Source organism: Flavobacterium humidisoli, from assembly GCF_023272795.1.
GTDB classification, from domain to species: Bacteria; Bacteroidota; Bacteroidia; order Flavobacteriales; family Flavobacteriaceae; genus Flavobacterium; species Flavobacterium humidisoli.
Window position 1 is genome coordinate 1,119,799 of the sequence record NZ_CP096829.1, and the last position, 25,200, is coordinate 1,144,998.

Sequence of the window (25,200 nt, forward strand, 5' to 3'; positions counted from 1 at the left end):
CGTTTTCTTTTATTCATTTATTTTTTGTAACTTCAAGTATATTAATCTCTTAAAAAATAAAAGATGGATAAATATATAGAAGATTACAATGTTCCGTCGTATGTATTTCAAATTCTAAATATAGTTTTCGGCTTATTGCTGATTTATATTTTATATCGATTATACAAACATTTTACAAGAAAATAAATATAGGATTTTCTGCGTTAAATTGACTCAAAAAGTTTCCCAGGAAGTGGTCTTATAACTCCTTTTAGTTCCATTCCTATAAGAATTCCTGACAGTTTGAAAATTGGAATATCACATTCGATCGCTATAATATCAAGTAATTCCTTTCCATTCTTCTGGAGAAAATCGTAAATCTTTTGCTCTTCAGTTCCTAATTCTACAAAAAGTTGTTTTTGAATCGTTTTTGGATTTTCCTTAATATCCCAATTCAGCATATAAATCAAATCGGCGGCAGATGTTAACACATTTGCTTTCTGAGTTTTAATTAAATTATTACAGCCTTGGCTATACTTATCTGTAACCCTTCCTGGTACAGCAAAAACATCACGATTGTAATCATTAGCCATATTGGCAGTTATTAAAGATCCGCCTTTATCGGCAGATTCTATTACGATCGTAGCTTCAGCCATTCCAGCAACTATGCGATTTCGACGAACAAATTTTTCTTTATCAGGATTCGAATCACTCCAAAACTCTGTTATAAATCCGCCGTTCTCTTCCATTCTGGCCATGTACTTTTTATGGGTTCTCGGATAAATTTGATTTAAACCATGAGCCAGTACGCCTACAGTTTGCAAATTAAAATCCATTGCCGCCTGGTGCGCCACAATGTCGACTCCATAAGCAAATCCACTAACAATTACAGGATCCAATGGCGCAAGATCTTCGATCAGATTTTTACAGAAATCAGTTCCATAAGAAGTAATCTGACGTGTGCCTACGATACTAATTATCTTTTTGTTTTTGAAATTCAGATTTCCAGCAGTAAAAATTAGAATTGGTGCATCAAAACAATGCTTAAGCCGTTCCGGGTAATTTTCGTCCTGAAAAAAAGAAACCTCAATATTGTTCTTTTTTATAAATGACAGTTCTTTATCTGCTTTCTCAAAAACACTTTTATCTTTCAGGTTTTTCAATAAAACACTTCCAATTCCATCAACACCTGCTAATTGCGAATTTTTAGCTTTAAAAATAGCAGAAGCATCACCAAAAGAATTAAGCAACTTCTTGCCCATTATATCTCCCACTCCATCAACCTTTAATAAGGCAAGTAAATTAAATAATTCCTGATCGGTCATAGTTTATAATATTATGTAAAATAGAAAAAATAAATCTACTTTTTATGAGGCGCAAATATCCATAAAACAAAGTAATTTCTTAATAAATTTTAAAAATAATTCTTATCGTGACATTTAAATAAGAAAAACCAACCACTTAAATAATTGAAAACGAATTGTCTAAAAATAATTCTGAATTGTTAATAAAAATTGTGAATAAAATTTTGATAACTATAAGCGATGCATAACTTTGTTACTATGAAAATCGAAGTATATATCTCACAGTTATTGTATCGTTATCAGTGTGTAACGGTTCCAGGGTTTGGTGCATTTTTAACAGAAACTCACTCAGCGCAGCTGAATGAAAGCACTAATTCGTTTTTTCCACCAAAAAAAACCATTTCTTTCAACAGCCGCATCAAAAATAATGACGGATTGTTAGCAAATCATATTGCTCAAGCAGAAAAAACATCTTATGGTTTTGCTGTTAGCGCAATCGCTTTTGAAATTTTGAATTGGAAAAAAGCATTAGAAGAAGATGGCGTAATTCTTTTAAAAACTATTGGCGAGCTACGTTTAAATTCTGAAAGCAATATTGTTTTCAAACCAAACGATCAGACCAACTATCTATCTGCTTCTTTTGGACTGAGTCCTTTTGTTTCTCCAATGGTTAAAAAAGAGGCATTCGAGAAAAAAATCGAAAAGATTGCAGCAAAAGAAAAAGATGCCGTTTTAATATACGAAAATGAAGAAGAAACCAAATCTTCGAATCCTTTCTTGCGATATGCTGCAATTCTTGTTTTAGGACTCGGAATTACAGGAAGCATTGGTTACCCATTATATCAAAATCAAATTGATAACCAAACACTTGTTGTAGAACAAGCAGTTCAGAAAAAAGTTCAAAACAAAATTCAAGAGGCCACTTTCTTTATCAAAAGTCCACTTCCAGCTGTAACACTTTCTGTTGATTCGGCTAAAGTTGAAACTGTAGAAGCCACAATGCCATATCATATTATGGCGGGCGCTTTTAGAAGTGAACAAAATGCTAGAAAAGCTTATAACCAATTAATTAAAGATGGTTTCAAGGCTAGAATGCTAAAAGAAAACAAACACGGTTTATTTCCTGTTTTGTACGGAAGTTATGCTACAATGAAAGAAGCAGAACAAGCCCAAAAAGAAATACAAAAAGGCGAAAATCCACAAGCTTGGATTTTGGTCGAAAATCTATAAAACTAAAAAAGCCTATTCAGAAGAATAGGCTTTTTTTAGCCTTATTCTGTTGTTTTAAAAAATTTAACGGGTAGTCTTTCAAAATTTCTTCAAATAAATTCGCCTTCTAAAATTTAAACAAACAACAATGAACAAAATCTTCAAAACATTAGTATTCTTATTTTTACTAAGCTCTCAATCTTTCTTTGCTCAACAATCTTCAAACACTTCTGAACAATTAGAAAGACAAAAAATCGAAGCCCAAATACAAAAAAGCTTACAGGAAAATCAGAAAAAACTTGATGATAAAATGGATCAGCTGAAGAAGGAGCAGAAAGAACTAGAAAGCAAAAAGAAAGCGCTTTCTAAATCGGAAAGCAATTTGAAATCAACAAAAGAAAAAATCAGTAAAATTGAACTTGCCAATCAGAAAATTGAAAACAAAATTGCAACTTCAACTATTTCTGATGAAGAAATTCAAAAGCAAAGAATTAAAACTAAAGAAAATGAAGTTACGATTCAAAAGCTAAAACTGACACAAATTTCTCAAGAAAAAGAACTTGAAAAAGTAATGTCAAACATTTAATTAAAAAGCCTGATTCGCTTCTGAATCAGGCTTTTTTTTAATGTTTATCGTGAAACAATTTTTGCATCTTGAGATAGAATTTCTTTTCCAGACTGATAAACCGTCAATACTGCTGGCGGCGAATCTTTTTCGCCTAAAACAATGAAATGACATACATATCTAAAATTTCCTTTTTTGAATTCATAATGATGATTTCCGCCGGTTCCATCCGCATAGAAAACTCCGTTTTCAATTACTAAATCGGGTTTGTCTGTCATTTGGTTTTTGATTCCCCACGAAACGTAACGAAATTTATTATTCCCCAAATCATCAATTCTAATTCTGAATTTTGAAGTCTCGAGAATTGCAACGGGCTCTTTAAAATTTGAAATTGAAGAATTTACATTTTTTTTCTGCGCTGCAATCAATGAATTTTTCAATTTTAATTCTTCGTCTGATTGATGATTGATAGTGATAATTTTTCCGTCTGTATCAATCCACAAATCTCCTTGATTCAGCATAATGCCCCTCCATCCTACTTCCGACCAATCTTTTGCCGGATTAGATTTGGTTATTTTTTCAATTAAAACTTTATCAAAAATCTGATCATATCTTTTCACAAAATCTGCTTTATCCTTAACCGAAGGAATTGGATATTCTCGTTTAAAAGGAAATTTTATACGTTTAGCAATTGCTTCTTTGTCGCTGTTTTTTACTTCCAGAATAAATTTCGAAATGAACTTTTGGTATTCTGGTTTCAAATCCTGAGCAATCAAAAACGAAGAATTAAATATCAGAATTGTAAACAATATTTTAAATGTTTTCATATCAAAAATAATTTAATGCGTTAGAAATTAGATTTTTGAAAAATAGAAAATCGTGTTTCACGTAGGACGTCCAAAAAATTAATTGATACTTGCTTTGAACATTTTTAGTTCGTCCCAAGTAAATTCATCTCCATATTTTTCTTTCAAAGGACTCAAAGATTCTTCTTGATAAAACTGAAATGCTTCTCTCAAAGCCAAAATCTTATCGTACGGAAGAACATCGGTAATTTCTATTTTCTTCGCTTGAATGAGTCTTATCAAATGGCCTTCGATCGTTTGAACATTCAATTTACGCATTCTTGCAATATCTTCCACCGAATTTTTCTCCATCCACAAATCGTATGTTTCTTCGACTGTCGTTTTTTTAGCCGTTTTAAGCTCGTTTTTCTCCGTCTTAGTTGATTTGTATCGGACAACGGGTTCTTCTGTTCTAAAAATGTCTGTATTTGTCGTTTTAAGCTCTTCTCGAATCCTTTCTGCTTTGTTGGATTTATAGTTTTTAATATTTGGCGACGTTAACTTTTCTTTACTGATTTCTTCGCCGGCCACTACCACTTCAATCAATAACTTGGCTTTCATCAATCTCAAAACTGCTTTAGTTTGCAGATCTTCCAAAAAGTTAAGTTCTTCATAGAATTCTTTTACTTTTTTAAATTTTTGAATTTCAGCCATTTTGTAAATCAGATCATCAACCAATTTATCCATTGGCTTGAAAAAATAATCGTAGGCCGCGTCTACCCTTTCTTTCACAAAAAACAAATCGACAGTTTCTTTGATGAAAATTTTATGGAGCTGTGCAATGAATTTCTGCGAAGGATCTAAAAGCTGTTCTATGATTTCCATTCGTTTATGCGCCCAAACTGCATGTTTCGTTTTTTCTGAACCTGCGGCATTTTCGTTATAGCTAAAACGATGATTTCGCCATTCTTGCGCCAATTCTCCCCAATTGAAACTGTTTATCAAATAGTTGTAAATAAAATTTTTGGTTTCGAAGTGAAGCGCTTTTTTCAAAGTTTCTTCAGTTGCCCTGTTCAAAGCGTAATCCATCACATCTTGGTCATTCGAAATGCCATTCATCTGCATCGGAGAAAGCAAAATAAGCCCGTCTAACGAACGCAAACGCGAAAGTGCTACATAGGCCTGCCCAGGAAGAAAAACTTGCGATACATCGAGCGCTGCTTTGTCAAAAGTTAAACCTTGACTTTTGTGCACCGTAATCGCCCACGCCAACTTGATTGGATAATGTGCAAAAGTTCCCAAAACCTCTTCTTCGATATCTTTGGTTTGTTCGTTGACTTTGTATCGGATATTTTTCCATTCGTACTTTTCGACTTCAAGAGTCATGTTCTCTTCTGGAAAGTGAACAAAGATTTCTTCATCAGAAAGCGATTTGATTACGCCCATTTTTCCATTGAAATATCTCTTTTCAAAAGATAAGTCATTTTTGACAAACATGATTTGTGCGCCTACTTTCAATTTCAATTCTTCTTCTACAGGAAATATCTTTTCTGGGAAGTCTCCTACCACAAATGGCGTATATATGTATTCTTTACCATCTAAATCATTGATAGACTGTGAGTTGATAGAATCTGCTTTGGCATTATGCGTTGTGAGCGTAATATAACCTTTGTTCTCTTTGAAATCAAAATCTGGCTTAACATACTGATTTAGAATAGCTATATCCTCTGGAGTGATCTGGTTATTTCTCAAATTGTTCAAAACCGAGATAAAAGCATCATCGGTCTGGCGATAAATTTTTGACAATTCGATATAAATTGGCGGATATGTCTGGAGAACATGAGAATGAAAAAAGAATTTCCCTCGGTAATAGTTTTTCAGTGTTCGCCATTCTTCATCGCGAATAACTGGCGGCAATTGTAGCAAGTCTCCAATAAACAAAACTTGAACTCCACCAAACGGGTGAGTGTTTCTTCGAACGGTCTGCATCATGAAATCGACCGCGTCCAACAAATCGGCACGCATCATACTCACTTCATCAATCACAAGCAATTCCATGTTTTTGATTACATTTCGCTTAACGTTATTCATTTTGAAATGGCGACGAAGTGATTCTTTGTTTTCAAATTTTACTGTTTCTGTAAATTGGGCACTCGCATCATACGATGGAATAAACGCAGAAAACGGAAGTTGAAACATGGAGTGAATGGTTACGCCACCAGCGTTTAGAGCGGCGATTCCAGTTGGCGCAACGACAACAGTATTTTTATGCGTTGTTGCTATAATTTCGCGTAAAAGCGTAGTTTTTCCCGTACCTGCTTTTCCCGTAAGGAAAATAGATCTCTGGGTCTGATTGATGAATTGCAAAGTATAAGCTGCCGCTTCTGAAACGTTCTGCATTGGGCTTGTATTAAAAAATAAAATTACCGCATTTTTATAAAAAGAAAAAACCTAAATCGCAGTGGATTTAGGTTTTCAGTAATTTAGTTAGTTTGGTAGTTTTATTTTTTAGCTTCGCCTTCTTTTGCTTCAGCTGCTGGTTTTGCATCTGTTTTTGGCTCTGCTTTGTATTTATCATTTAAAGCTTTGATAATTTCTTTTGTAATATCGTATTTCTCTTCAGCATACAAAATTGTAGCAGCATCTCCAGTTCCGTAGATGTAAGAGTAACCGTTTTTCTTTCCGTAGTCTTTAATGAATTTTTTAACTCCACTAACAAGAGAATCCATTTCAACACCACTTTCTTGTTGTAATTGTTGTGCTAATGCTTGTTGTGCATAACCTAATTGCTGCTCTCTCTTTTGCAATTCAGCTCCTCTTTGCTGTGCCCAAGCTTGACCATTTGCTTGTGCCTGACTTTGAAAATTAGCAGCGTCTTGTTTAAAACGTGAAATCTCAGCTTGTAATTGTCTACCTTTTTCTTCCGCTTGAGCTTTGTACTTTGCCTCTAAATCTTTTGCCTCAGTGTATTCTTTCATCAAAACCGAAGTATCCACGTAAGCTGTTTTTACTTCCTTTACCTCTGCTGTTTTGTTACAAGAAACTGCGAAAACTGAAAGTGCGATAATAACTAATGCTTTTTTCATTTTTTTAAATTCTATTTTTTTAAGTATTGAAGACAAAAATATAAAAAAATCAATAGCATCAACATAAAGTTTAAAAAATGCGTAAAATTTATGATATTGTTTTTATTTATCGAAAAAAATATCATCATAAACCAACGCTATCGCAGTATTTTAGATGCTTTTTTGCTTTTTTTATATCAATCAGAAAAAGCCACTCTGTCCTTTTAAGGCAAAATGGCTTTCTATAATTTGTGTATTATTTATTCTTTAAAACATAAATATGCGATGAATATTCTTTTGAGTTCTTCGCTTTCCAATTTGATTTCAAACCAATAAAAAAAGCTTTAATATAATTCATTTTTCCTGTTTTGTATTTTTCAGACAAAAGGCTTACGTAAAATGAATCGAACTTCATTGGAAGAACTTTTTCCAATTTCATTTCTACTCTTTCAAAAAGTAACTGAATTGATTTTTTTGAAAAATGCCAAAAGTGAATTGGCACATCATAAGCGGCCCAAAAAGTTTGATAATGGTTTGCATCAAACGATTTGTAGTTCGGAACCGCAATAATTAATGTTCCAGTTGGTTTCAATAAACGCTTCAATTCTCGGATCTGAAGTTCTAAATCTGGAACGTGTTCTAAAACGTGCCACATCGTAATTACATCCAGAGAATGATTTTCTAAAGTGCTAATTTCTTCTACAAATGAAATTCCTTTTTCTTTTGCAATGTTTCTAGCACGATCGCTCGGTTCTACTCCGATAGTTTCCCAGCCATCATTTTTTGCTGTCAACAGGAAATCTCCAGTTCCAGCTCCAATATCTAAAAGTTTGCCTTTTTGCGGTTGCTGGCTATTGATTAAATTCAATTTATTCTTAAGCGCAATATTTTTTACAAAGTGATATGCTTTTTCAAATAAAGAACGTTTGTTGTCGGTATGCGAAATATAATCTTCACTTTCGTAATACTTGCCTAAATTTTGAAGTTCTGGCTGTGGCGAAGTAATTAGCATATCTAATTCCTCATCGTAATACAAATCAAAAATTTCTTTTGAAACAGAATGGTCTTTTACCGTAAGAAAATGTTTTTTGTTTAAAACGTTCATTTTTTAATTTTATAGATATTTGGGTTTAATTTATAGCAAATCCTAAAAACGAAATTGTATCGCTTTTAGGATTTTTAGTTTTTATTTTATTCTTTTAAATTCTTTTCGTTCTCACGAAATTTAATATTCAACATAATTGCAAATCTTATTTTGCACAAATTTTAGAAAATATTGTAATCGAAAATATGTCTTTTAAGATTGTGAAACGATAAATTAGATTGTTTATTTTGTAAAAGGTTTCACGTGGAACATTCCATATTTTAGATTTATAATATAAATCTAAAATCTAAAATCAACAATCTGAAATCTAAAAGTAGACTACCTTCCCATATAAATCAAAAGCACAGAAATATCACTTGGTGATACTCCGCTAATTCTTGAAGCTTGAGAAATAGTTACAGGACGAATCTTGCTTAATTTCTGTTTTGCTTCAATAGACATTGATTTAATTTTATTATAATCGAAATTGTCTGGAATTTTTACTTCTTCCAAACGATTTAACTTATCTGCATTATTTCTTTCTTTTTCGATATATCCAGAATATTTAACCTGAATTACCGCTTGCTCGACAATTTCTTCGTCCAAATCATTTTCTTCAATATACGCTGAAACCTTATCAAATTTCAACATATCTTCTAATTCAATTTGTGGACGAGAGAAAATCTTGAACATTTTATCTCCTTGCGAAATTGGAGCAGATTCTTTCGCTTCCAAAATCGGATTTGTTTCGGCAATCGTAACACTTGTTTCTTTGAAAAATTGAACCATCTTTTCAGATTCGTTTAATTTCTTTTCCATTCTTCGTAAACGATCTTCAGAAGCTAAACCAATTTCGTATGACATTGGAGTCAATCTGAAATCGGCATTATCTTGACGTAACAATGTTCTATATTCTGCTCTCGATGTAAACATACGATATGGTTCTTCTGTTCCTTTCGTAATCAAGTCATCAATTAGAACTCCGATGTATGCTTCATCACGTTTTAAAATCAAAGGATCTTTTTCGTGCACTTTTAAATGCGCATTGATTCCCGCCATTAAACCTTGAGAAGCTGCTTCTTCATATCCAGTTGTTCCGTTAATTTGTCCTGCAAAATATAATCCTTCAACCAACTTCGTTTCTAAAGTATGCTTTAATTGTGTCGGCGGAAAGAAATCATATTCTATAGCATAACCAGGTCTAAAGAATTTCACATTCTCAAAACCTGCAACAGAACGAAGCGCTTTAAATTGGATATCCTCAGGAAGCGAAGTTGAAAATCCGTTTACATAAACTTCGCACGTATTCCATCCTTCTGGCTCCACAAATAATTGATGGCGCTCTTTATCTGCAAAACGATTTATTTTATCTTCTATCGAAGGACAATATCTCGGACCTAAACTTTTGATTCTTCCGTTGAACATTGGCGAGCGATCAAAACCTTCTCTCAAAATATCGTGAACATTCAACGAAGTGTATGTCATGTAACAAGAACGCTGATGCGTTAATGGAACGGTCACATCTGAATAAGAAAACTTCGCTGGCTTCGCATCTCCTTTTTCTTCATTCATTTTAGAATAATCTAAAGAACGCCCATCTACTCGAGGTGGCGTTCCAGTTTTCATTCTTCCAGCTTCAAAACCTGCTTTGATTAAGTCTTCGGTAATTCCGGTTGCGGCACTTTCTCCTGCTCTTCCTCCTCCGAATTGTTTTTCTCCAATATGAATTAAACCGTTCAAAAAAGTACCATTTGTCAAAACCACAGATTTGGAACGAATCTCCACACCAAGGGAAGTTCTAATTCCTTTTATCTTTCCGTCTTCAATAATCAACCCTTTTACCATCTCTTGATAAAAATCAAGATTTGGAGTAGCCTCCAACATCATTCTCCATTCTTCTGCAAAACGCATTCTATCACTTTGAACTCTTGGCGACCACATTGCAGGTCCTTTTGATTTGTTCAGCATCTTGAACTGAATTGCAGTCTTATCAGAAACAATTCCTGAATATCCTCCAAGCGCATCAATTTCTCGAACGATCTGTCCTTTTGCAATTCCACCCATCGCAGGATTACAAGACATCTGTGCTATGTTCTGCAAACTCATTGTAACCAATAAAGTTTTCGATCCCAAATTTGCAGCCGCAGCCGCAGCTTCAGAACCAGCATGGCCTGCACCCACCACAATAACATCGTATTCTTCTAAAAACATTTTGTTTTATTATTCTCCAAAAACCGCTAACGCGGTTTTTAGAATTACATTTATATTTTTCCTTGTTCCACGTGGAACTTTCTATTTTGTTTCAAGTTTCAAGTTTCAAGTTCAAACTGAAACGTATAAAGTGGAATCTTCAAATTCTTGAAATCAATAAAAATGTTTCACGTGAAACATTTTTTCCATTTCATTCAAATCAGAACTTTCAAATCAGAACTTTCAAATCAGAACTTTCAAATCAGAACTTTCAAATCAGAACTTTCAAATCAGAACTTTCAAATCAGAACTTTCAAATCAGAACTTTCAAATCAGAACTTTCAAATCAGAACTTTCAAATCAGAACTTTCAAATCAGAACTTTCAAATCAGAACTTTCAAATCAGAACTTTCAAATCAGAACTTTCAAATCAGAACTTTCAAATCAGAACTTCCAAATCAGAACTTCCAAATCAGAACTTTCAAATCAGAACTTCCAAATCAGAACTTTCAAATCAGAACTTTCAAATCAGAACTTTCAAATCAGAACTTTCAAATCAGAACTTTCAAATCAGAACTTTCAAATCAGAACTCTCAAATCAGAACTCTCAAATCAGAACTCTCAAATCAGAACTCTCAAATCAGAACTCTCAAATCAGAACTCTCAAATCAGAACTCTCAAATCAGAACTCTCAAATCAGAACTCTCAAATCAGAACTCTCAAATCAGAACTCTCAAACTAGAGTTCTCGAATTAGAATCTTCCAAATAAATGTTTCACGTGAAACATCTACAAAACTTCCGCTCTAAACTTCTATTCTAAACCTTCATCCTAAACTTCAAAAGAACTACCTAAAATCATGTTCCACGTGAAACATCCTATTCTTTTTTCTTTTAGATTCAAACTTAAAAATCGTTCCACGTCGAACGATTTAATCTTTATTAAAATTCTTTACTTCAAACGTTCCACGTGGAACGTTATAAAAACTACTTCATCTTCTTTAAATATGTTTCACGTGGAACGTCTTAAAATTTAAAAAACTAAAACGTTTCACGTGGAACATTAAAAACAAAAAAGAGATTTAATCTACTGTTCCACGTGAAACATCTTCATCTTCTCTTCTTCCTTTACTCTCATTAATTGAGCATCTTCATCTGATTTATCTTTATATCCACAGTAATGAAGTATACCATGAGATAGCACTCTTTTAAGTTCATCAGCAAATGAAACATTAAAGTCTTTAGCATTATCTGCAACACGTTCTACAGATACAAAAATATCGCCATTCAACTCGTTACCAACAGTATAATCAAAACTAATAATATCTGTAAGTGTATCGTGATCGAGATATTCAACATTGATCTTATGTAGATATTCATCGTCACAAAATATATAGTTGATCTCGCCTTCATTCTTATTCTCAGAAACAATTACAGCACTTAGCCAATCACTAAAAGCCTGCTCGTCTCCCAAAGTAAAATCTGTTTCGTAATTAAAATTTATCATTTTGTATTAAAGTATTCTTGAACTTTTTGATTAAAATTCGAGCGCAAAGGTAGTGATTGTCTGTTTAATATCTCAACGCTGTTTAAATATTCCAATAATGAACTTGGCAAAGCATTTGAACGATTAGTAAATTCAGCCTTATTAGTTTCAGATTGTCTTTGTGTATCTTGTCCTTGTTGCTGAACTGCGTTGTTTAATTTCCATAATTCTTGTTGGATATTTAGTATACGTTGCAGGTTCTCATTCTTAAATCCTTTGTTTAAAATCTGCTTTTCAGATTGTTTCATTTGATCTATTATAGATTTTCCTTGAGCATCCAACCCTTTCTTTGCTAATTCTTTTTGCAAGGCTTCACGAAGTTTAACTTGTTCTTTGTATATCTCCATAATAGCTTCTGCATCTCCTTCTCCATCTTCACCATCATTACCATTTTTCTCACCTTTTCCATTCTTCTCACCTTTACCAGAAGAACCTTTCTCTCCACTTTTGTTACCTTGTCCTTCTTTGCCCTGCCCCTCTTTACCTTGTCCATTTTGTCCTTGTCCAGATTTTCCTTCTTGACCTTCTCCAGGTTTATCACCAGGCTTTTGACCTGGTTTCATTCCTTCCTTCATTTTATCAGCAAGACCTTTTTGTTTCTGAATAATATCTGGCAACTGCATCCCTTGACCATCTCCTGGTTTAGGTTTTCCTGCACCCGGTTTAGACATAGACATCTGCATATTATTCAATAAATCACTCAAGAAATCAGCTAACTTATTCGCAGATGAAACTGCATATTGCTGGTGTGAAACTCCTCTTGGAATTTGAACATCGGTCAAAGTTTCTATAGCCTTGTCCATATTGTATTGTACGTTTCCGATTTCCTTTGTTACATCCTCAGCAACTTTTGGATTACGAAGTGAAAGTGCGAACAAACTATCATCAACATGACGGAATTGTTGTTTTAAATTCTGTTGAATTTTAATATTTTTTGTGAATGTAGAAGAACCCAATTTCATTGCTTTGAACTGTTTCATCACATCTTCTTGTGATAAAGAGTAAGCTAAAAGATTGTCTAGAATCTGACGAAGCATTGCTACATCCTCTTCTAATTGTTCTTGTTCTCCACCTTCCATTTCGCTCTGCATTTCCTGAGCCATGCTTTTCATTTTCTTTGCAGCACTTTTCTGTTTTGGCTTAGCCGAAGAAGTATTCTTTTTACTTAATTCTTCTGAAGCTTTTTGAAGATCATTATCTACATCTTTCTCTTTTGAAGCATCAGATGGAATATCCAAAGGTTTCTTTAAAGTCTTGTTTTCCTCCTTCAAATCTTTTAAATCTTCTTGGATCTTATCAAAAGATTTATTGATTTCATCTTGCTTCTCTTTCGTATTTTCTTTCTCTTTATTAGATAACTGTTCCTGTTGTTCTGACAGTTTATTTAGTTTCTCTGCAACTTGCTCTGCTTTCTTAGAAACATAAAAACGCTTGGTCAACTCAACCAATTGTTCTAAATTACGAGATTGGTTTTTGCTGATTTGTTTGAACTTTTCCATCTTATCAAACAGTTCTTCACTGTTTAATTTATCATTCAAGTTCTTCAATTCGTCTAATAACTTCTGATTCTTTTCTAAATCTTTCTGTGCATTATCTAAACGTTTTTGTAAATCTTCAGCTGTTTTATCTTTCTTATCATCCTTAAATTTATCTAAGTTCTGATTCATTTTTTCAGAAAACTGTTTCATCATTTCGTCTTGCTGTTTCTGACGTTTGATAAAATCATTGATCTTTTGCTGATCTTTAAACTCTAAATTATCTTTCTCTTTTCCGGTATTTTGAAGCTTATCCATTTCTGAAATCTGCTTGTTTTGGTTCTTCAAAGATTTAGATAAACTATTAATATTTTGATTTTGCTGTTGCAATTCTTGATCTTGAATTTCATCTGTTGTAGCTACACGATCTGAAAACGTTGAAGACTTTGTACTCTTAAAACCATGCGGTGCATCGTTATCAAAAACTTCAAAATAGTATTCATACGAAACTCCTTCTTCTACCGGAAGGTTACTTGGAAAATTAAAAACGAATTGATCAAATACTCCAGCCTTCACAGGAATGTTTCCACGCTTCGCAGACTGAGGTTTGTTACGTTCGTAGTATACAATTTGTAGTTTTGAAAGTCCGTAATCATCACCTAATCTTCCTAAAATATAGTTCTTATCCAGCTTTAAACTGTCTGGTGCTGGACCAACATTGATGGTTGGAAACTGATCTTTAATAACAGACAGCTGATAATCTAGTTTTTCGTAGTTTTTAACCTTATCATTTGACGTAAGAATTTGATATTCTGTATTTTGACTAATATTTTTAGCCAATTTAAAGTCATTTTCTATCTTATTAAATCTAAAAACTTCATTATCTCTTTTCCATACAATTTCTTGAGTCGATTTGGTATTCATTTTCCAAGTTACTGTTGTTCCTTCAGGTACAATTGCGTTTCCTGTGCCTTGAATTGTCTCTGATTTTTTCTTTAGATAAGAAGGAAAATTCAAAATCATTTCGAAGTTTGCAATTGATGGAACAGTGATAACTTTCAATTCATATTCTTGAGAAGTGACATTATTTCCTTCAAAAGAAAAGCTAATATCTTCTGCTGGTTTTTCTACTTTAAATTCAAACTTTCCTGGCTGTGAAGATTCCATAAAATAACTTTCATCACCAATATGGATCATTACATTTTCTGGAACAACATTCCCAACTGATTCCATTCTAATCACGAAATCTTTGTTCTGTTCTGCTTGTAAATTAGAATTTAAAATCACAAATTTAAAAGGAGCTGGTGGCAAAAATGCAGAATTGAAATGCACTACTCTATTCAAACTTTGAGAAATAATATTGCTATTTCCAGAAATATAAAACACTGCAAAAAGCAAAACTGGCACCAAGGCCAATGGCAGATATTTTTTATTAGCTTTAAAATTAATGGCATTTCCAAAAGGAATTGGCTGTAAAGAATTTGCTTTTTGTTCTATTGAAGCCAAAACCAATTCAGAACTTTCAGCATTATTATCAGCTGATAATTGTAAAAAGTTAGTCAACTTATCACTTACTTCTGTAAAATGATTTCCAATAATTTTTGAGGCCTGAGTATAATCTATTCCTTTTTGAAGTTTAAACAATTTAAACAAAGGGAAAATAATTAATCTAACCAGAAGGAAAACTTCAACGGCAATAAATAACCAGAATAGAAAAGTTCTTCCTAAAGGTTTTAACCATAGAAAGTACTCTACGAAAAGCGTAAATAAAAAATACAATAAACCAAAACCAGTAAAAAGAAGCATTCCTTTTATCAGTTCGTTGGTGTAATATTTCTTAATGAAAGCCTCGAGCTTCTGATATATAGCAGATGTTGTTTTCAAAATAAATCTGTTTTAATTATAACCTATAAAAGTAGTAATTATAACGATAAGTCTGAAAGTCAAAAGTCGAAAGTCAAAAGTTCTATACGCAACCAAAAACCTTTCAGACTTTCGACTTATGACTTTTGACTAATATTGTATCTTTGCAACAAAATTTAAACAAATGTCAAAGCAAGTTCGCGTGCGTTTTGCACCAAGTCCGACTGGACCATTACATATTGGCGGAGTTCGTACTGCCCTATTTAATTATTTATTTGCAAAAAAACATAACGGTGTTTTTTATCTTCGAATTGAAGATACAGATCAGACCCGTTTTGTTCCAGGTGCAGAAGCTTACATTATGGAAGCACTTGAATGGTTAGGAATTGCTCCTGAAGAAACTGTAGGGAAAAATGAAAAATTTGGTCCATACAGACAAAGCGAACGTAAAGATTTGTACCAGCAATATGCAGATCAGCTGATCAATTCTGGCTGGGCTTATTATGCTTTTGATACTCCTGAAGCTTTAGATTCGCATAGAAAACAACACGAAGCTGAAGGAAAAACATTTATTTACAATCATCATAATCGTGAAAAATTAGATACTTCTTTAGTAATTTCTGCAGAAGAAACTGCTAAAAGAATTGCAAATGGCGAACATTATGTAATCCGTTTTAAAACTCCGGTTGATGAAACTTTACATTTGAAAGATATTATTCGTGGAGATGTTAAGTTTGAAACTAATCTTTTGGATGATAAAGTTTTATTCAAAAGTGACGGAATGCCAACTTATCATTTAGCGAATATTGTAGATGATCATTTGATGGAAACTTCACATGTTATTCGTGGCGAAGAATGGCTGCCATCTATGCCACTTCACGTTTTGTTATACAAAGCATTTGGTTGGGAAGCTCCAGAATTTGCTCATTTACCTTTGATTTTAAAACCAATTGGAAATGGAAAATTGTCTAAAAGAGATGGTGATAAAATGGGATTCCCTGTATTTCCTTTAGAATGGAAAACTGAAGAAGGAGTTTCATCTGGTTACAGAGAAAAAGGATTTTTCCCAGAAGCAGTTGTTAACTTCCTAGCTTTATTAGGATGGAATGATGGAACTGATAAAGAATTATTTTCTCTTGAAGAATTAGCTCAATCTTTTGACTTGAACAGAGTGCATAAAGCAGGAGCTAAATTTGATCCTGAAAAAAACAAATGGTTCAATCACCAATATTTAGTCAAACAAAATGATGAGAATTTAGCTAAAGCCTTCACTCCTATTTTAGAAGAAAAAGGAATTGACATTTCTAAATATGACATCACAAGAATTGTTTCATTAATAAAAGAAAGAGCGCATTTTGTTTCTGAATTTTGGGATCTAACAGATTTCTTTTTCCAAGCTCCAACATCTTACGATGAAAAAGCAAGCAAAAACTGGAAAGAAGAAACTCCAGCTTTAATGCAAGAATTGATTTCTACTCTAGAATATATTGATGGTTTTGATTCGGCAAATATTGAAAGTGTTGTAAAAGATTGGTTAACCAAAAATGAAATCGGAATGGGTAAAGTTATGCAACCTTTCCGTTTAAGTTTGGTTGGGGCACTTAAAGGTCCTCACCTATTTGACATTGTTGAAATCATTGGAAAAGAAGAAACTATTTCGAGAATTCAGAAAGCAATAGCAACTTTATAATAGAGTTCGAATTACAAATAGAAACGCTAAGAAACATCTACAAAATGTTCTTAGCGTTTTTTTAATGTTTTAAAATTCGAATTTAGAAGAATTTTCGTAATTTACCGAAATCATAAACATAAATTTTATAACCATGGGTACAGGATTAATTATCTTTTTAGTATTGGCATTCTTCATTTTCATGTCTTCTTTCTTTACAGTAAAACAGCAATCGTCTGTTATTATCGAACGATTTGGAAAATTTCAGAGTGTTAGAAATTCAGGATTACAACTTAAAATTCCGTTGGTTGATAGATTGGCCGGACGTGTAAATCTTAAAATCCAGCAATTAGATGTTATCATCGAAACCAAAACTAGAGACAACGTTTTTATCAAAATGAAAGTTTCAGTTCAATTTAAAGTAATTCAGGAAAAAGTATATGAAGCTTTTTATAAACTAGAATATCCACATGATCAAATTACTTCTTACGTTTTTGACGTAGTTCGTGCTGAAGTTCCAAAACTAAAATTGGATGATGTTTTTGAAAGAAAAGATGATATTGCTGTTGCAGTAAAACGTGAATTGAACGAAGCAATGTCTACTTACGGATATGATATCATCAATACTTTGGTTACCGATATTGATCCAGACATTCAGGTAAAAAATGCAATGAATAGAATCAACGCTGCTGATAGAGAAAAAACTGCAGCAGAATTTGAAGCCGAAAGTTCAAGAATTAGAATTGTTGCAAAAGCAAAAGCCGAAGCAGAAAGTAAACGTTTACAAGGTCAAGGTATTGCAGATCAGCGCCGCGAAATTGCAAGAGGTCTTGTAGAAAGTGTTGAAGTTTTGAATAATGTTGGAATTAATTCTCAAGAAGCTTCTGCCCTAATTGTAGTGACACAGCATTATGATACTTTACAAGCAATTGGAGCTGATGCAAATTCTAATTTAATTTTACTTCCAAATTCTCCACAAGCTGGTAGTGACATGTTAAATAATATGGTTGCATCATTTACGGCATCCAACCAAGTTGGAGAAATGATGAAAAAACACAATAAAAAAGTAGAAAAACCAAAACCAATTCAGCCACAATCTGGTTACGAAGATGACATTCAACCAGATATTCAATAATAATTTTACAAAATAAAAAAGAGGCTTAATGGCCTCTTTTTTTATTTATAAACCAATTGATTACAAATGGTAAAATAGATTGTAAAATTTCTGGAAATGATTTTTTGACATAACCTGTGTAAGATGAAATAAAACCATTTACAATATTTTGCGGTGTTATGCTTTCCTTAGTTTTCTGAAAACTTAAAACCAATTTTTGATAATTAATTTCTTTTTCTAGTTTTAGAATTTCTAGATCTCTTTCTATCTCAGCATACGAAGAGTATTTTTTTCTTTCCATAATTAATCATTAAAAAAGATTTCTGAAAATTTTTCCAAAATTGGTCCTTCAACAAACTTATCTTTTATAAAGAAAAGTAAAATGGTAAATAAAAGATAGATCACTCCTACTGCCAAAAATCCGAGAGCATTACTTTCAAACAAAGAACCAAAAGCATATGCTGCGGCAAAAGATCCAAAAATCATCACCATACTAAAACACAATAAAATCAAGGTAAACTTAAAGATCAAAGTTGTTGATTTCATTGCAACCTTAAAACCCCAAAGTTTGTAATAAGCTAAATGACTATCTATAAATTCTTTAGCCTGATCTTGAACTTTTTCAGTGTTTTCTTTTAATTCTTCAAAAGCCATAATTAAAATTTTAGATAAAAAAAAGCACAAAACTTTCTTATAAAAATAAGCAAGTAATGTGCTTTAAACAATTATTATTTCTGAAGTTTAGCATTTTGTGCTTTTAAATCAGCCAATTTAGTTTCTAAAAAAGTAATTACTTCTTCTGTTTTATGGCTGACATTAGAAAGTAAATCATTCAAAGTTCCGTCAAGATTATGAGTAGCACTCGTAAATTTTTCACGAAGAACTTCAGAGCTGGCGTCAAAAGAATCTTTCAGATTATGTTTGGCATCATCTATACCTTCTTTAATTTTTGCTCTAGTTTTTGATCCCTTATCAGGAGCAAATAAAATTCCAATTGCCGCTCCTGCAGCTGCTGCAGCCAAAATTGCTGCCGCTGTATTTAAATTCTTAGACATGATAGTTACAATTTAAAATTATTAATAAAGATACTCATTTTTAAAATGATAAAACTTTGATTAATTGTAATTTATAAAAAATTAACAATATAATTAATACACGTAAGCTACAGCTTCATACTTACCATCTGCTTTTTCAACAATGCTAACAAAAGGATATCCATTTGAAGCCGACTTAGATTTGATTCTCATAGCAGTCTGGTTTTGATTTGCAATTGGCGGTTCACCTTTTGTCCTTGTTGAGATACCAGTAAAACTAGCAACTTGTTTCAGTCCTATTGTTTTTTCCTGTGGCAGAACAGTTACCATTTTGTAATCATCTTTTGAATCAACTACTATTTTATCAGAAACTTTCTGAGTTTGTTTTGTTTGTTTGTTTGTAATTGATGAAACAGCATGTTTACTAATTTTGATTTCTTCAGAACTTCCGTTTAAAGAATAATAAACAAAACCATTTTCGTTTTTAATAAAATTTACATCAAGTTGTTCTCCATTGTGTTTTGTAATTTGATGTGTTTGTGAAATTGCAACGTTTGCAAATAATAATGCTAATGTGAAATATAAAATTTTCATGATAATTAGATTTAAATTAAAAATTGTCAGACCTGAAATTTAAAAACTAAACTTTCACTCAAATTCAACATTATGGAATTTTGTAAATTATGATACAATTTGAAAAAATATCTTTTACGGGAAATATTATCAAAATTACATCATAATAAAAATGAGAACATAAAATTGTCTTTTTAGGAAATCAGTTTTGAAAATCTATTATTATAAAAATTACGAGTTTCTAAAAACAATAAATTTCAACTTAGATTCTTTACGGCAAATTTTAATTTTTTACAAAAATCATCTCTGACTTTTGGTATTGAGTTAAAAATACCAGTTTTATAAACAATTGTGTGTTAACAACCCGTTAAACTGACTAAAATAACAATAAAAACTAAAATAAAGCCTGTAAATAAATAATTATTCAAAAAATGAGTTATCTATCAATTAAGTTTTAAAAACGTCTTAAAAACGATTTATGAAGGTTAAAATTAATATATAAAAACTATTATTTATAAAATATTAATCAATTTTATAAATAATAATAAAAAACTTAATTTTTTAGATATTAATAATTCAAATTTATAATTATAAAATTGGAGTCAAAATTTAAAAAAATAAGAAAAAACTTTAATTCTTAGATTTGGACAAGGAAATTGAAGTTAAAAAAGTAAAAAACAAAAATAAGAAGTTTTAAAGAGTGAAAATAAAAAAAAGGTCTTCTCTATTTAACCATTTTTTATATCCCCTTAAAATTAATTTATGAGAGTCAATTTTTATCTATAAAATAAATTAAAAATTAAAATTTAATAGATTTTATAAATAATAAATACATGTAATTTAAAATAAAATAATTATAAATTTAATTTATTAATATCACTTTTCAAACAAAATTGGGACTTAAAAGAGACTAAAATCTAAATAAAGCTTTTAAATAAACGAAAAATTAAAAAATGAATTCCTTATCCAACCTTTTTTTATTTTCTATTAAAATTCATTTATGAAAGTCATTTTAAATCTATAAAAATTATTAATTTATTAATTTCCATAGTTAATCTATATAATAAAAAAAAGCGCTTATAAAAGCGCTTTTCATAAATTAAGTTGATATTACTTCTTTACCATTTCAGAAAGAATTTCAATTTCTCTTTCAGAAGCATTCTTTGGCGGATTAGAATATAATTTCAAAATTTCATCATCAAACTGATTTTTGAAACTTTCACTTTCAATATCTCTTAAATTTAAAAGTGCTTTTGATCTTACATAAGTCGATTCACTTTTTAAAGACATTGAATATAATTTCTTAATATCTTCTTCTTCAAAATCTGTAGATTTCCAGTTTGAATACTTCAAAATAAATTGAGAAAACAACAGCGAAGCCTTATTGTTGTTGATATTCTTCTTTAAAGAATTTTGCAAAAGTGAGAAAGTAGAGATATTTTTAATGTTCTCCCCTATCGCACTTTCAATTGCAATACGCTCTGGTTTAGTCTCAACTTTAAAATATTTGTTGATATCTTTCAAAGAATTATTGATGCTGTTTTCTTCTTTTTTACCTTTTTCTTCCCAGGCATCTTTTAGTCCAACCGTTTTGTTAAAGACTAATTTAGAAGCAGTTGAATCTTTATCAACAGTAAAATAACCTAAACGTTGAAACTGAAATTTATCTTCATTTTGAGCTGTTGATAAACTTGGTTCAACATATCCAGTCACAATTTCTAGAGAATTTGGATTTACAAAATCTAAAAAATTTTTCTCTTTATAACTGTCTGGAGCTTCATCTGTAAACAAACGATCGTACAAACGAACTTCTGCTTCCAATGCATGCTGAATTGAAACCCAATGTAATGTACCAGATACTTTTCTTTGGCTTGCTTCTGTTCCGCTTCCGCTTAAAGAATCGGTATCATAAGTAACATGAATTTCAGTAATATTTCCTTCAGCATCTTTTATAACACTTTCACCTTTAATGATATATGCATTTTTAAGACGTACTTCTTTTCCTAATGTCAAACGGAAAAATTTAGCTGGAGCTTCTTCTAAAAAGTCTTCTCTTTCGATGTATAATTCACGAGAAAAAGGTACTTTTCTAAATCCTGCATTTTCATCTTCCTGATTGTTTTCAGCTTCTAACCACTCCTCTTTTCCTTCTGGATAATTTGTAATTACCAATTTTACAGGATCTAAAACCGCCATTACACGAGGTGCAATTTTGTTCAAATCTTCACGAATACAAAATTCTAAAACCGATACATTGATTAAATTATCACGTTTTGCAATTCCAATTGTGTTAGCAAAATTACGCAAAGATGCAGCTGTATAACCACGTCTTCTTAACCCAGAAATTGTTGACATTCTTGGATCATCCCAACCGTTAACATGCTTTTCTTTAACTAGTTGCTGTAATTTTCTTTTACTAACAACAGTATGTGATAAGTTACGTCTAGCAAATTCTCTTTGTTTTGGACGCAGTTTATTATCATCAAAAATCTGATCTAAAAACCAATCGTATAATTCACGGTGAGGCAAGAATTCAAGGGTACAAAATGAGTGAGAAATCTGTTCTAAATAATCACTTTGTCCGTGTGCCCAATCGTACATTGGATAAATTTTCCAGGCATCTCCCGTTCTATGATGATGTTTGTGTAAAATTCTGTACATGATAGGATCACGCATCAACATATTGGTTGATTTCATGTCTATTTTTGCACGAAGAATGTGTGTACCAGCCTCAAATTCACCGTTTTTCATTCTTTCGAATAAATCTAAGTTTTCTTCAACAGAACGATTTCTATACGGACTATCGGTTCCTGGAGTTGTTGGAGTTCCTTTCTGGATAGCCATTTCTTCAGAAGATTGACTATCAACATACGCTTTATCTTTTTTAATTAATACAACTGCCCAGTCGTATAATTGTTGGAAATAATCTGATGCATAACATTCTTCTGCCCAAGTATATCCTAACCATTCTACATCTTTTTTAATAGCATCAACAAATTCCTGTTCTTCTTTTTCAGGGTTTGTATCATCAAAACGTAAATTCACAGGAGATTGATAATCAATTCCTAAACCAAAATTTAGCGCAATAGAACTTGCGTGCCCAATATGTAAATAACCATTAGGTTCTGGTGGAAAACGAAAGCGAAGTTTAGTATTTGAAAGACCTGATTTTACGTCTTCCTCTATGATTTGTTCAATAAAATTGAGTGATTTCTCTTCTGATGCCATTATTTTATAGTAATTTTAGCAAAGATAAAAAAAAGGTTTCAGGTTTCAGGTTTAAAGTTGTTTAAGTGGCACAAAACATGAAACGTTAAACTCAAAACCTTCAATTAATTTATTTAGTATTTTTGTATAAATATTAAGAATTATGAGACAATTAACTGTTACAATTCCAGACGATTTTTACGAAACTTTTATTAGTTTTTTTAAACACATTCCAGATGTTTCTATAGATGAAAATGTTGGAAATGAAATTCCTCTATGGCAACAAGAAATGGTTTTGGAACGTATAAAAAATGCTAAGCCAGAAGATTATATAAGCTGGGAAGAATCAAAAAAAAGACTCAACGCTAAATGGAATAAATAAAAAATAATGTTTGAAATAATTATTCTTTTACGCGCTGATTTAGAAGTAGATGAAATTGCCGAATATTATGAATCTCTATCAGATGGTTTAGGAACAAAATTCTTTAATGAGTATCAGAAATATGTAGATACTTTAAATACATTTCCGTTTTTTGAGGAAAAATATAATATCATTAGAACTTTACCTTTAAAGAAATTCCCTTACACTATTCATTTTACAGTTGATGAAATTAACAAAATAGTTGCTGTTCATGCTGTAACTTCTAATTACCAAGATCCAAACACTACACGAATAAAATTATAAAAATGGGAGTTATTAAACTTAAAAATATCCGTACTTTTTCATACCACGGATGTTTAATTGAAGAAGGAAAAATTGGATCTGATTATACTGTTGATCTAAAAATTAAAACCAATTTACAGAAATCAGCAGAAACAGATCATCTTTTAGATACTGTTGATTATGTTCATTTGAACAAAATTGTAGCTGAAGAAATGGCAATTCGTTCGCATTTATTAGAACATGTCGCTAAAAGAATCAATATTCGTGTGCTGGCAGAGATAGAAACTGTAGAAAAAACAACAGTTTGGGTTTCTAAAATAAATCCTCCTATTGGTGGTGATGTTGAGTCAGTTACTATAAAAATGACGGAAATTAGAAAGTAATCACTGCAATTAAATCCGTAATTTTTTAAAATAGTTCATTCGAAACTTTTGAAATTTAAAGATTTTAGTTACTTTTGCCAACCGTTCAAGTAATGGCGTCGTGGCCGAGCGGCTAGGCTGGGCTCTGCAAAAGCTCCTACTCCGGTTCGAATCCGGACGATGCCTCAAAACCTTCAAAGCAATTTGAAGGTTTTTTTATGTCTAATTTTTAGAAAAAATTAGATAAAAATTTATGTTCGAATCCGAACGATGACTCTAAAACCTTCAAAGCAATTTGAAGGTTTTTTTTATGTTTAATTTTTAGAAAAAATTAGATAAAAATTTATGTTCGAATCCGAACGATGACTCTAAAACCTTCAAGGAAACTTGGAGTTTTTTATGTTTAATTTTTAGAAAAAATTAGATAAAAATTTATGTTCGAATCCGAACGATGACTCTAAAACCTTCAAGGAAAATTGGAGTTTTTTTATATTTAATTTTTAGAAAAAATTAGATAAAGATTTACGTTCGAATCCGAACGATACTTTAAAACCTTCAAGGAAACTTGGAGTTTTTTTTATGCTTAATTTTTAAATTAAACTTATAATTAAACTCAATCTTGTCATTTCGACGAAGGAGAAATCTTCGCCAGAAGCAAGACAAAGATTGGAAATAGTTACGTAATTACTTGTGAAGATTTCTCCTTCGTCGAAATGACAAACTATACGTAAAGAACTTTGACAAAGTTCTACCTGCATGAACGTTATAAACACAAAAAAACCTCTGAAATTCAGAGGTTTAATTTTATAATTTTGAGTTATTAACAACTACCTACTTTTTCTCTATTCTTTCGAAAGCATTTTTAACCATTTCTTTTTCTTTTGGAAACCAGCCTTGAATTACTAAAGCAAATCCGAAAACCATTAAAACAATGCTAATTCCTTTTTTAATTTTAAGAATATTTGTCGGAGTCATTTTTGATTTTAACTGTTTGGCTAATAAAATTTTAGCACAATCAATTAATAAATAAGTGATAATTACTGCAGTAAAAAAGGTCATCATTCTAGAAGTCTGCATATCTAACTTTGGTCCTACAGAGATAATTACTGCTAGCCAGAAGCCTAAAACTCCAATGTTAATAACGTTCAATAAAAAGCCTTTTACAAACAAACTACCATAGTTTCTTTTCAGAATGTCACGATCAATTTCTTCATCGTTTATTTTTTCCTCTTTCTTTAGTTTTACAAACGAAATAATTCCGTAGGAAAGCATAATTATTCCTCCAAAGATAAAAAGCGCTGGATCGTCTTTTAAACTTGAAATCAAACGGTAACTTCCTAAATAAGCAATAGCAATAAAAAAAATATCACCTAGTACGACTCCAAGATCAAAAACCATTGCAGCTCTAAATCCTTTTGTAATGCTGGTTTCTAATAAAACAAAAAATACCGGACCTACCATAAAACTTAGAACAAGTCCCCAGGGAAGTCCCGCTAGAATATCATTAATCATCA

At 31.6% G+C, this 25,200-nt stretch carries 22 protein-coding genes and 1 tRNA gene; 9 read left to right on the top strand and 14 right to left on the bottom strand.

Annotation, left to right across the window (positions count from 1 at the left end; genetic code table 11):
* Window positions 1-203 precede the first annotated feature (203 nt).
* On the bottom strand, window positions 204-1,304 hold the full coding sequence (gene dprA, locus M0M44_RS05130; RefSeq protein WP_248728802.1) for a DNA-processing protein DprA: 1,101 nt from the start codon (window positions 1,302-1,304) through the stop codon (window positions 204-206).
* A gap of 237 nt (window positions 1,305-1,541) precedes the next feature.
* Between dprA and M0M44_RS05135 the strand changes: the two genes are divergently transcribed.
* Window positions 1,542-2,513: an HU domain-containing protein gene (locus M0M44_RS05135; RefSeq protein WP_248728803.1), complete on the top strand. Its 972-nt coding sequence runs from the start codon at window positions 1,542-1,544 to the stop codon at window positions 2,511-2,513.
* 127 nt (window positions 2,514-2,640) lie between these two features.
* On the top strand, window positions 2,641-3,078 hold the full coding sequence (locus M0M44_RS05140; protein ID WP_248728804.1) for a hypothetical protein: 438 nt from the start codon (window positions 2,641-2,643) through the stop codon (window positions 3,076-3,078).
* Window positions 3,079-3,122: 44 nt separating this feature from the next.
* On the opposite strand, the gene M0M44_RS05145 is transcribed toward M0M44_RS05140, so the two are convergent.
* From M0M44_RS05145 to mnmG, 5 genes are all read right to left on the bottom strand, one after another.
* A complete protein-coding gene (locus M0M44_RS05145; protein ID WP_248728805.1) occupies window positions 3,123-3,884 on the bottom strand; it encodes a hypothetical protein in 762 nt (253 codons plus the stop codon).
* A 78-nt stretch (window positions 3,885-3,962) separates the two neighbouring features.
* Window positions 3,963-6,242, bottom strand: coding sequence for a helix-turn-helix domain-containing protein (locus tag M0M44_RS05150; protein ID WP_248728806.1), 2,280 nt, complete (start codon window positions 6,240-6,242; stop codon window positions 3,963-3,965).
* A 101-nt stretch (window positions 6,243-6,343) separates the two neighbouring features.
* Window positions 6,344-6,928: an OmpH/Skp family outer membrane protein gene (locus M0M44_RS05155; RefSeq protein ID WP_248728807.1), complete on the bottom strand. Its 585-nt coding sequence runs from the start codon at window positions 6,926-6,928 to the stop codon at window positions 6,344-6,346.
* Window positions 6,929-7,163: 235 nt separating this feature from the next.
* Complete coding sequence (locus M0M44_RS05160; RefSeq protein ID WP_248728808.1) at window positions 7,164-8,012, bottom strand: class I SAM-dependent methyltransferase; 849 nt, start codon at window positions 8,010-8,012, stop codon at window positions 7,164-7,166.
* A 318-nt stretch (window positions 8,013-8,330) separates the two neighbouring features.
* Window positions 8,331-10,202, bottom strand: coding sequence for a tRNA uridine-5-carboxymethylaminomethyl(34) synthesis enzyme MnmG (gene mnmG, locus M0M44_RS05165; RefSeq protein ID WP_248728809.1), 1,872 nt, complete (start codon window positions 10,200-10,202; stop codon window positions 8,331-8,333).
* A gap of 171 nt (window positions 10,203-10,373) precedes the next feature.
* On the opposite strand from mnmG, the gene M0M44_RS05170 reads away from it, so the two are divergent.
* Window positions 10,374-10,937, top strand: coding sequence for a hypothetical protein (locus M0M44_RS05170; RefSeq protein ID WP_248728810.1), 564 nt, complete (start codon window positions 10,374-10,376; stop codon window positions 10,935-10,937).
* Between the two features lie 329 nt (window positions 10,938-11,266).
* Here M0M44_RS05170 and ybeY read toward each other — a convergent pair whose 3' ends face one another.
* Both ybeY and M0M44_RS05180 read right to left on the bottom strand, forming a co-directional pair.
* Window positions 11,267-11,686, bottom strand: coding sequence for an rRNA maturation RNase YbeY (gene ybeY / locus M0M44_RS05175; protein ID WP_248728811.1), 420 nt, complete (start codon window positions 11,684-11,686; stop codon window positions 11,267-11,269).
* Complete coding sequence (locus M0M44_RS05180) at window positions 11,683-15,084, bottom strand: hypothetical protein (RefSeq protein ID WP_248728812.1); 3,402 nt, start codon at window positions 15,082-15,084, stop codon at window positions 11,683-11,685. The genes ybeY and M0M44_RS05180 overlap by 4 nt, the downstream gene beginning before the upstream one ends.
* Window positions 15,085-15,247: 163 nt before the next feature.
* Between M0M44_RS05180 and gltX the strand changes: the two genes are divergently transcribed.
* Together gltX and M0M44_RS05190 are read left to right on the top strand one after the other, a co-directional pair.
* Entirely contained in the window at window positions 15,248-16,753 is a 1,506-nt protein-coding gene (gene gltX, locus M0M44_RS05185; RefSeq protein WP_248728813.1) for a glutamate--tRNA ligase, read from the top strand.
* A 133-nt stretch (window positions 16,754-16,886) separates the two neighbouring features.
* Complete coding sequence (locus tag M0M44_RS05190; RefSeq protein ID WP_248728814.1) at window positions 16,887-17,867, top strand: SPFH domain-containing protein; 981 nt, start codon at window positions 16,887-16,889, stop codon at window positions 17,865-17,867.
* 25 nt (window positions 17,868-17,892) lie between these two features.
* On the opposite strand, the gene M0M44_RS05195 is transcribed toward M0M44_RS05190, so the two are convergent.
* The 5 genes from M0M44_RS05195 to M0M44_RS05215 all read right to left on the bottom strand — a co-directional run bounded on the left by M0M44_RS05195 (window position 17,893) and on the right by M0M44_RS05215 (window position 22,681).
* Entirely contained in the window at window positions 17,893-18,147 is a 255-nt protein-coding gene (locus M0M44_RS05195) for a DUF6327 family protein (protein WP_248728815.1), read from the bottom strand.
* A 2-nt stretch (window positions 18,148-18,149) separates the two neighbouring features.
* The gene (locus tag M0M44_RS05200) at window positions 18,150-18,500 is read right to left on the bottom strand and encodes a competence protein (RefSeq protein WP_248728816.1); all 351 of its coding nucleotides are present in this window, start codon (window positions 18,498-18,500) and stop codon (window positions 18,150-18,152) included.
* A gap of 74 nt (window positions 18,501-18,574) precedes the next feature.
* On the bottom strand, window positions 18,575-18,901 hold the full coding sequence (locus M0M44_RS05205) for a YtxH domain-containing protein (RefSeq protein ID WP_248728817.1): 327 nt from the start codon (window positions 18,899-18,901) through the stop codon (window positions 18,575-18,577).
* 93 nt (window positions 18,902-18,994) lie between these two features.
* Window positions 18,995-19,474, bottom strand: a complete 480-nt coding sequence (locus M0M44_RS05210; protein ID WP_248728818.1) for a hypothetical protein — start codon at window positions 19,472-19,474, stop codon at window positions 18,995-18,997.
* A gap of 1,089 nt (window positions 19,475-20,563) precedes the next feature.
* Window positions 20,564-22,681, bottom strand: a complete 2,118-nt coding sequence (locus tag M0M44_RS05215) for a glutamine--tRNA ligase/YqeY domain fusion protein (protein ID WP_248728819.1) — start codon at window positions 22,679-22,681, stop codon at window positions 20,564-20,566.
* A 142-nt stretch (window positions 22,682-22,823) separates the two neighbouring features.
* Here M0M44_RS05215 and M0M44_RS05220 point away from each other — a divergent pair, with 142 nt between their 5' ends.
* From M0M44_RS05220 to M0M44_RS05235, 4 genes are all read left to right on the top strand, one after another.
* Window positions 22,824-23,042, top strand: coding sequence for a hypothetical protein (locus tag M0M44_RS05220; RefSeq protein ID WP_248728820.1), 219 nt, complete (start codon window positions 22,824-22,826; stop codon window positions 23,040-23,042).
* A 6-nt stretch (window positions 23,043-23,048) separates the two neighbouring features.
* On the top strand, window positions 23,049-23,345 hold the full coding sequence (locus tag M0M44_RS05225) for a hypothetical protein (protein ID WP_248728821.1): 297 nt from the start codon (window positions 23,049-23,051) through the stop codon (window positions 23,343-23,345).
* Between the two features lie 2 nt (window positions 23,346-23,347).
* A complete protein-coding gene (gene folB / locus M0M44_RS05230) occupies window positions 23,348-23,707 on the top strand; it encodes a dihydroneopterin aldolase (RefSeq protein WP_095930566.1) in 360 nt (119 codons plus the stop codon).
* Window positions 23,708-23,801: 94 nt separating this feature from the next.
* Window positions 23,802-23,872 (top strand) — tRNA-Cys (locus tag M0M44_RS05235).
* A 645-nt stretch (window positions 23,873-24,517) separates the two neighbouring features.
* Here the strand turns inward: M0M44_RS05235 and M0M44_RS05240 are convergent.
* On the bottom strand, window positions 24,518-25,198 hold the full coding sequence (locus tag M0M44_RS05240) for a LysE family translocator (RefSeq protein WP_248728822.1): 681 nt from the start codon (window positions 25,196-25,198) through the stop codon (window positions 24,518-24,520).
* Window positions 25,199-25,200: the final 2 nt, after the last annotated feature.

Excerpts from the sequence above, each read along its gene's own strand:
- M0M44_RS05155 (WP_248728807.1), bottom strand. The coding sequence starts at position 6,928 with ATGAAAAAAGCATTAGTTATTATCGCACTTTCAGTTTTCGCAGTTTCT.
- M0M44_RS05215 (WP_248728819.1), bottom strand. The coding sequence starts at position 22,681 with ATGGCATCAGAAGAGAAATCACTCAATTTTATTGAACAAATCATAGAG.
- M0M44_RS05190 (WP_248728814.1), top strand. The coding sequence starts at position 16,887 with ATGGGTACAGGATTAATTATCTTTTTAGTATTGGCATTCTTCATTTTC.
- M0M44_RS05135 (WP_248728803.1), top strand. The coding sequence starts at position 1,542 with ATGAAAATCGAAGTATATATCTCACAGTTATTGTATCGTTATCAGTGT.
- M0M44_RS05150 (WP_248728806.1), bottom strand. The coding sequence starts at position 6,242 with ATGCAGAACGTTTCAGAAGCGGCAGCTTATACTTTGCAATTCATCAAT.
- gltX (WP_248728813.1), top strand. The coding sequence starts at position 15,248 with ATGTCAAAGCAAGTTCGCGTGCGTTTTGCACCAAGTCCGACTGGACCA.
- M0M44_RS05240 (WP_248728822.1), bottom strand. The coding sequence starts at position 25,198 with ATGATTAATGATATTCTAGCGGGACTTCCCTGGGGACTTGTTCTAAGT.
- M0M44_RS05220 (WP_248728820.1), top strand. The coding sequence starts at position 22,824 with ATGAGACAATTAACTGTTACAATTCCAGACGATTTTTACGAAACTTTT.
- M0M44_RS05205 (WP_248728817.1), bottom strand. The coding sequence starts at position 18,901 with ATGTCTAAGAATTTAAATACAGCGGCAGCAATTTTGGCTGCAGCAGCT.
- dprA (WP_248728802.1), bottom strand. The coding sequence starts at position 1,304 with ATGACCGATCAGGAATTATTTAATTTACTTGCCTTATTAAAGGTTGAT.
- folB (WP_095930566.1), top strand. The coding sequence starts at position 23,348 with ATGGGAGTTATTAAACTTAAAAATATCCGTACTTTTTCATACCACGGA.
- ybeY (WP_248728811.1), bottom strand. The coding sequence starts at position 11,686 with ATGATAAATTTTAATTACGAAACAGATTTTACTTTGGGAGACGAGCAG.
- M0M44_RS05140 (WP_248728804.1), top strand. The coding sequence starts at position 2,641 with ATGAACAAAATCTTCAAAACATTAGTATTCTTATTTTTACTAAGCTCT.
- M0M44_RS05210 (WP_248728818.1), bottom strand. The coding sequence starts at position 19,474 with ATGAAAATTTTATATTTCACATTAGCATTATTATTTGCAAACGTTGCA.
- M0M44_RS05160 (WP_248728808.1), bottom strand. The coding sequence starts at position 8,012 with ATGAACGTTTTAAACAAAAAACATTTTCTTACGGTAAAAGACCATTCT.
- M0M44_RS05145 (WP_248728805.1), bottom strand. The coding sequence starts at position 3,884 with ATGAAAACATTTAAAATATTGTTTACAATTCTGATATTTAATTCTTCG.
- M0M44_RS05200 (WP_248728816.1), bottom strand. The coding sequence starts at position 18,500 with ATGGCTTTTGAAGAATTAAAAGAAAACACTGAAAAAGTTCAAGATCAG.
- M0M44_RS05195 (WP_248728815.1), bottom strand. The coding sequence starts at position 18,147 with ATGGAAAGAAAAAAATACTCTTCGTATGCTGAGATAGAAAGAGATCTA.
- M0M44_RS05225 (WP_248728821.1), top strand. The coding sequence starts at position 23,049 with ATGTTTGAAATAATTATTCTTTTACGCGCTGATTTAGAAGTAGATGAA.
- mnmG (WP_248728809.1), bottom strand. The coding sequence starts at position 10,202 with ATGTTTTTAGAAGAATACGATGTTATTGTGGTGGGTGCAGGCCATGCT.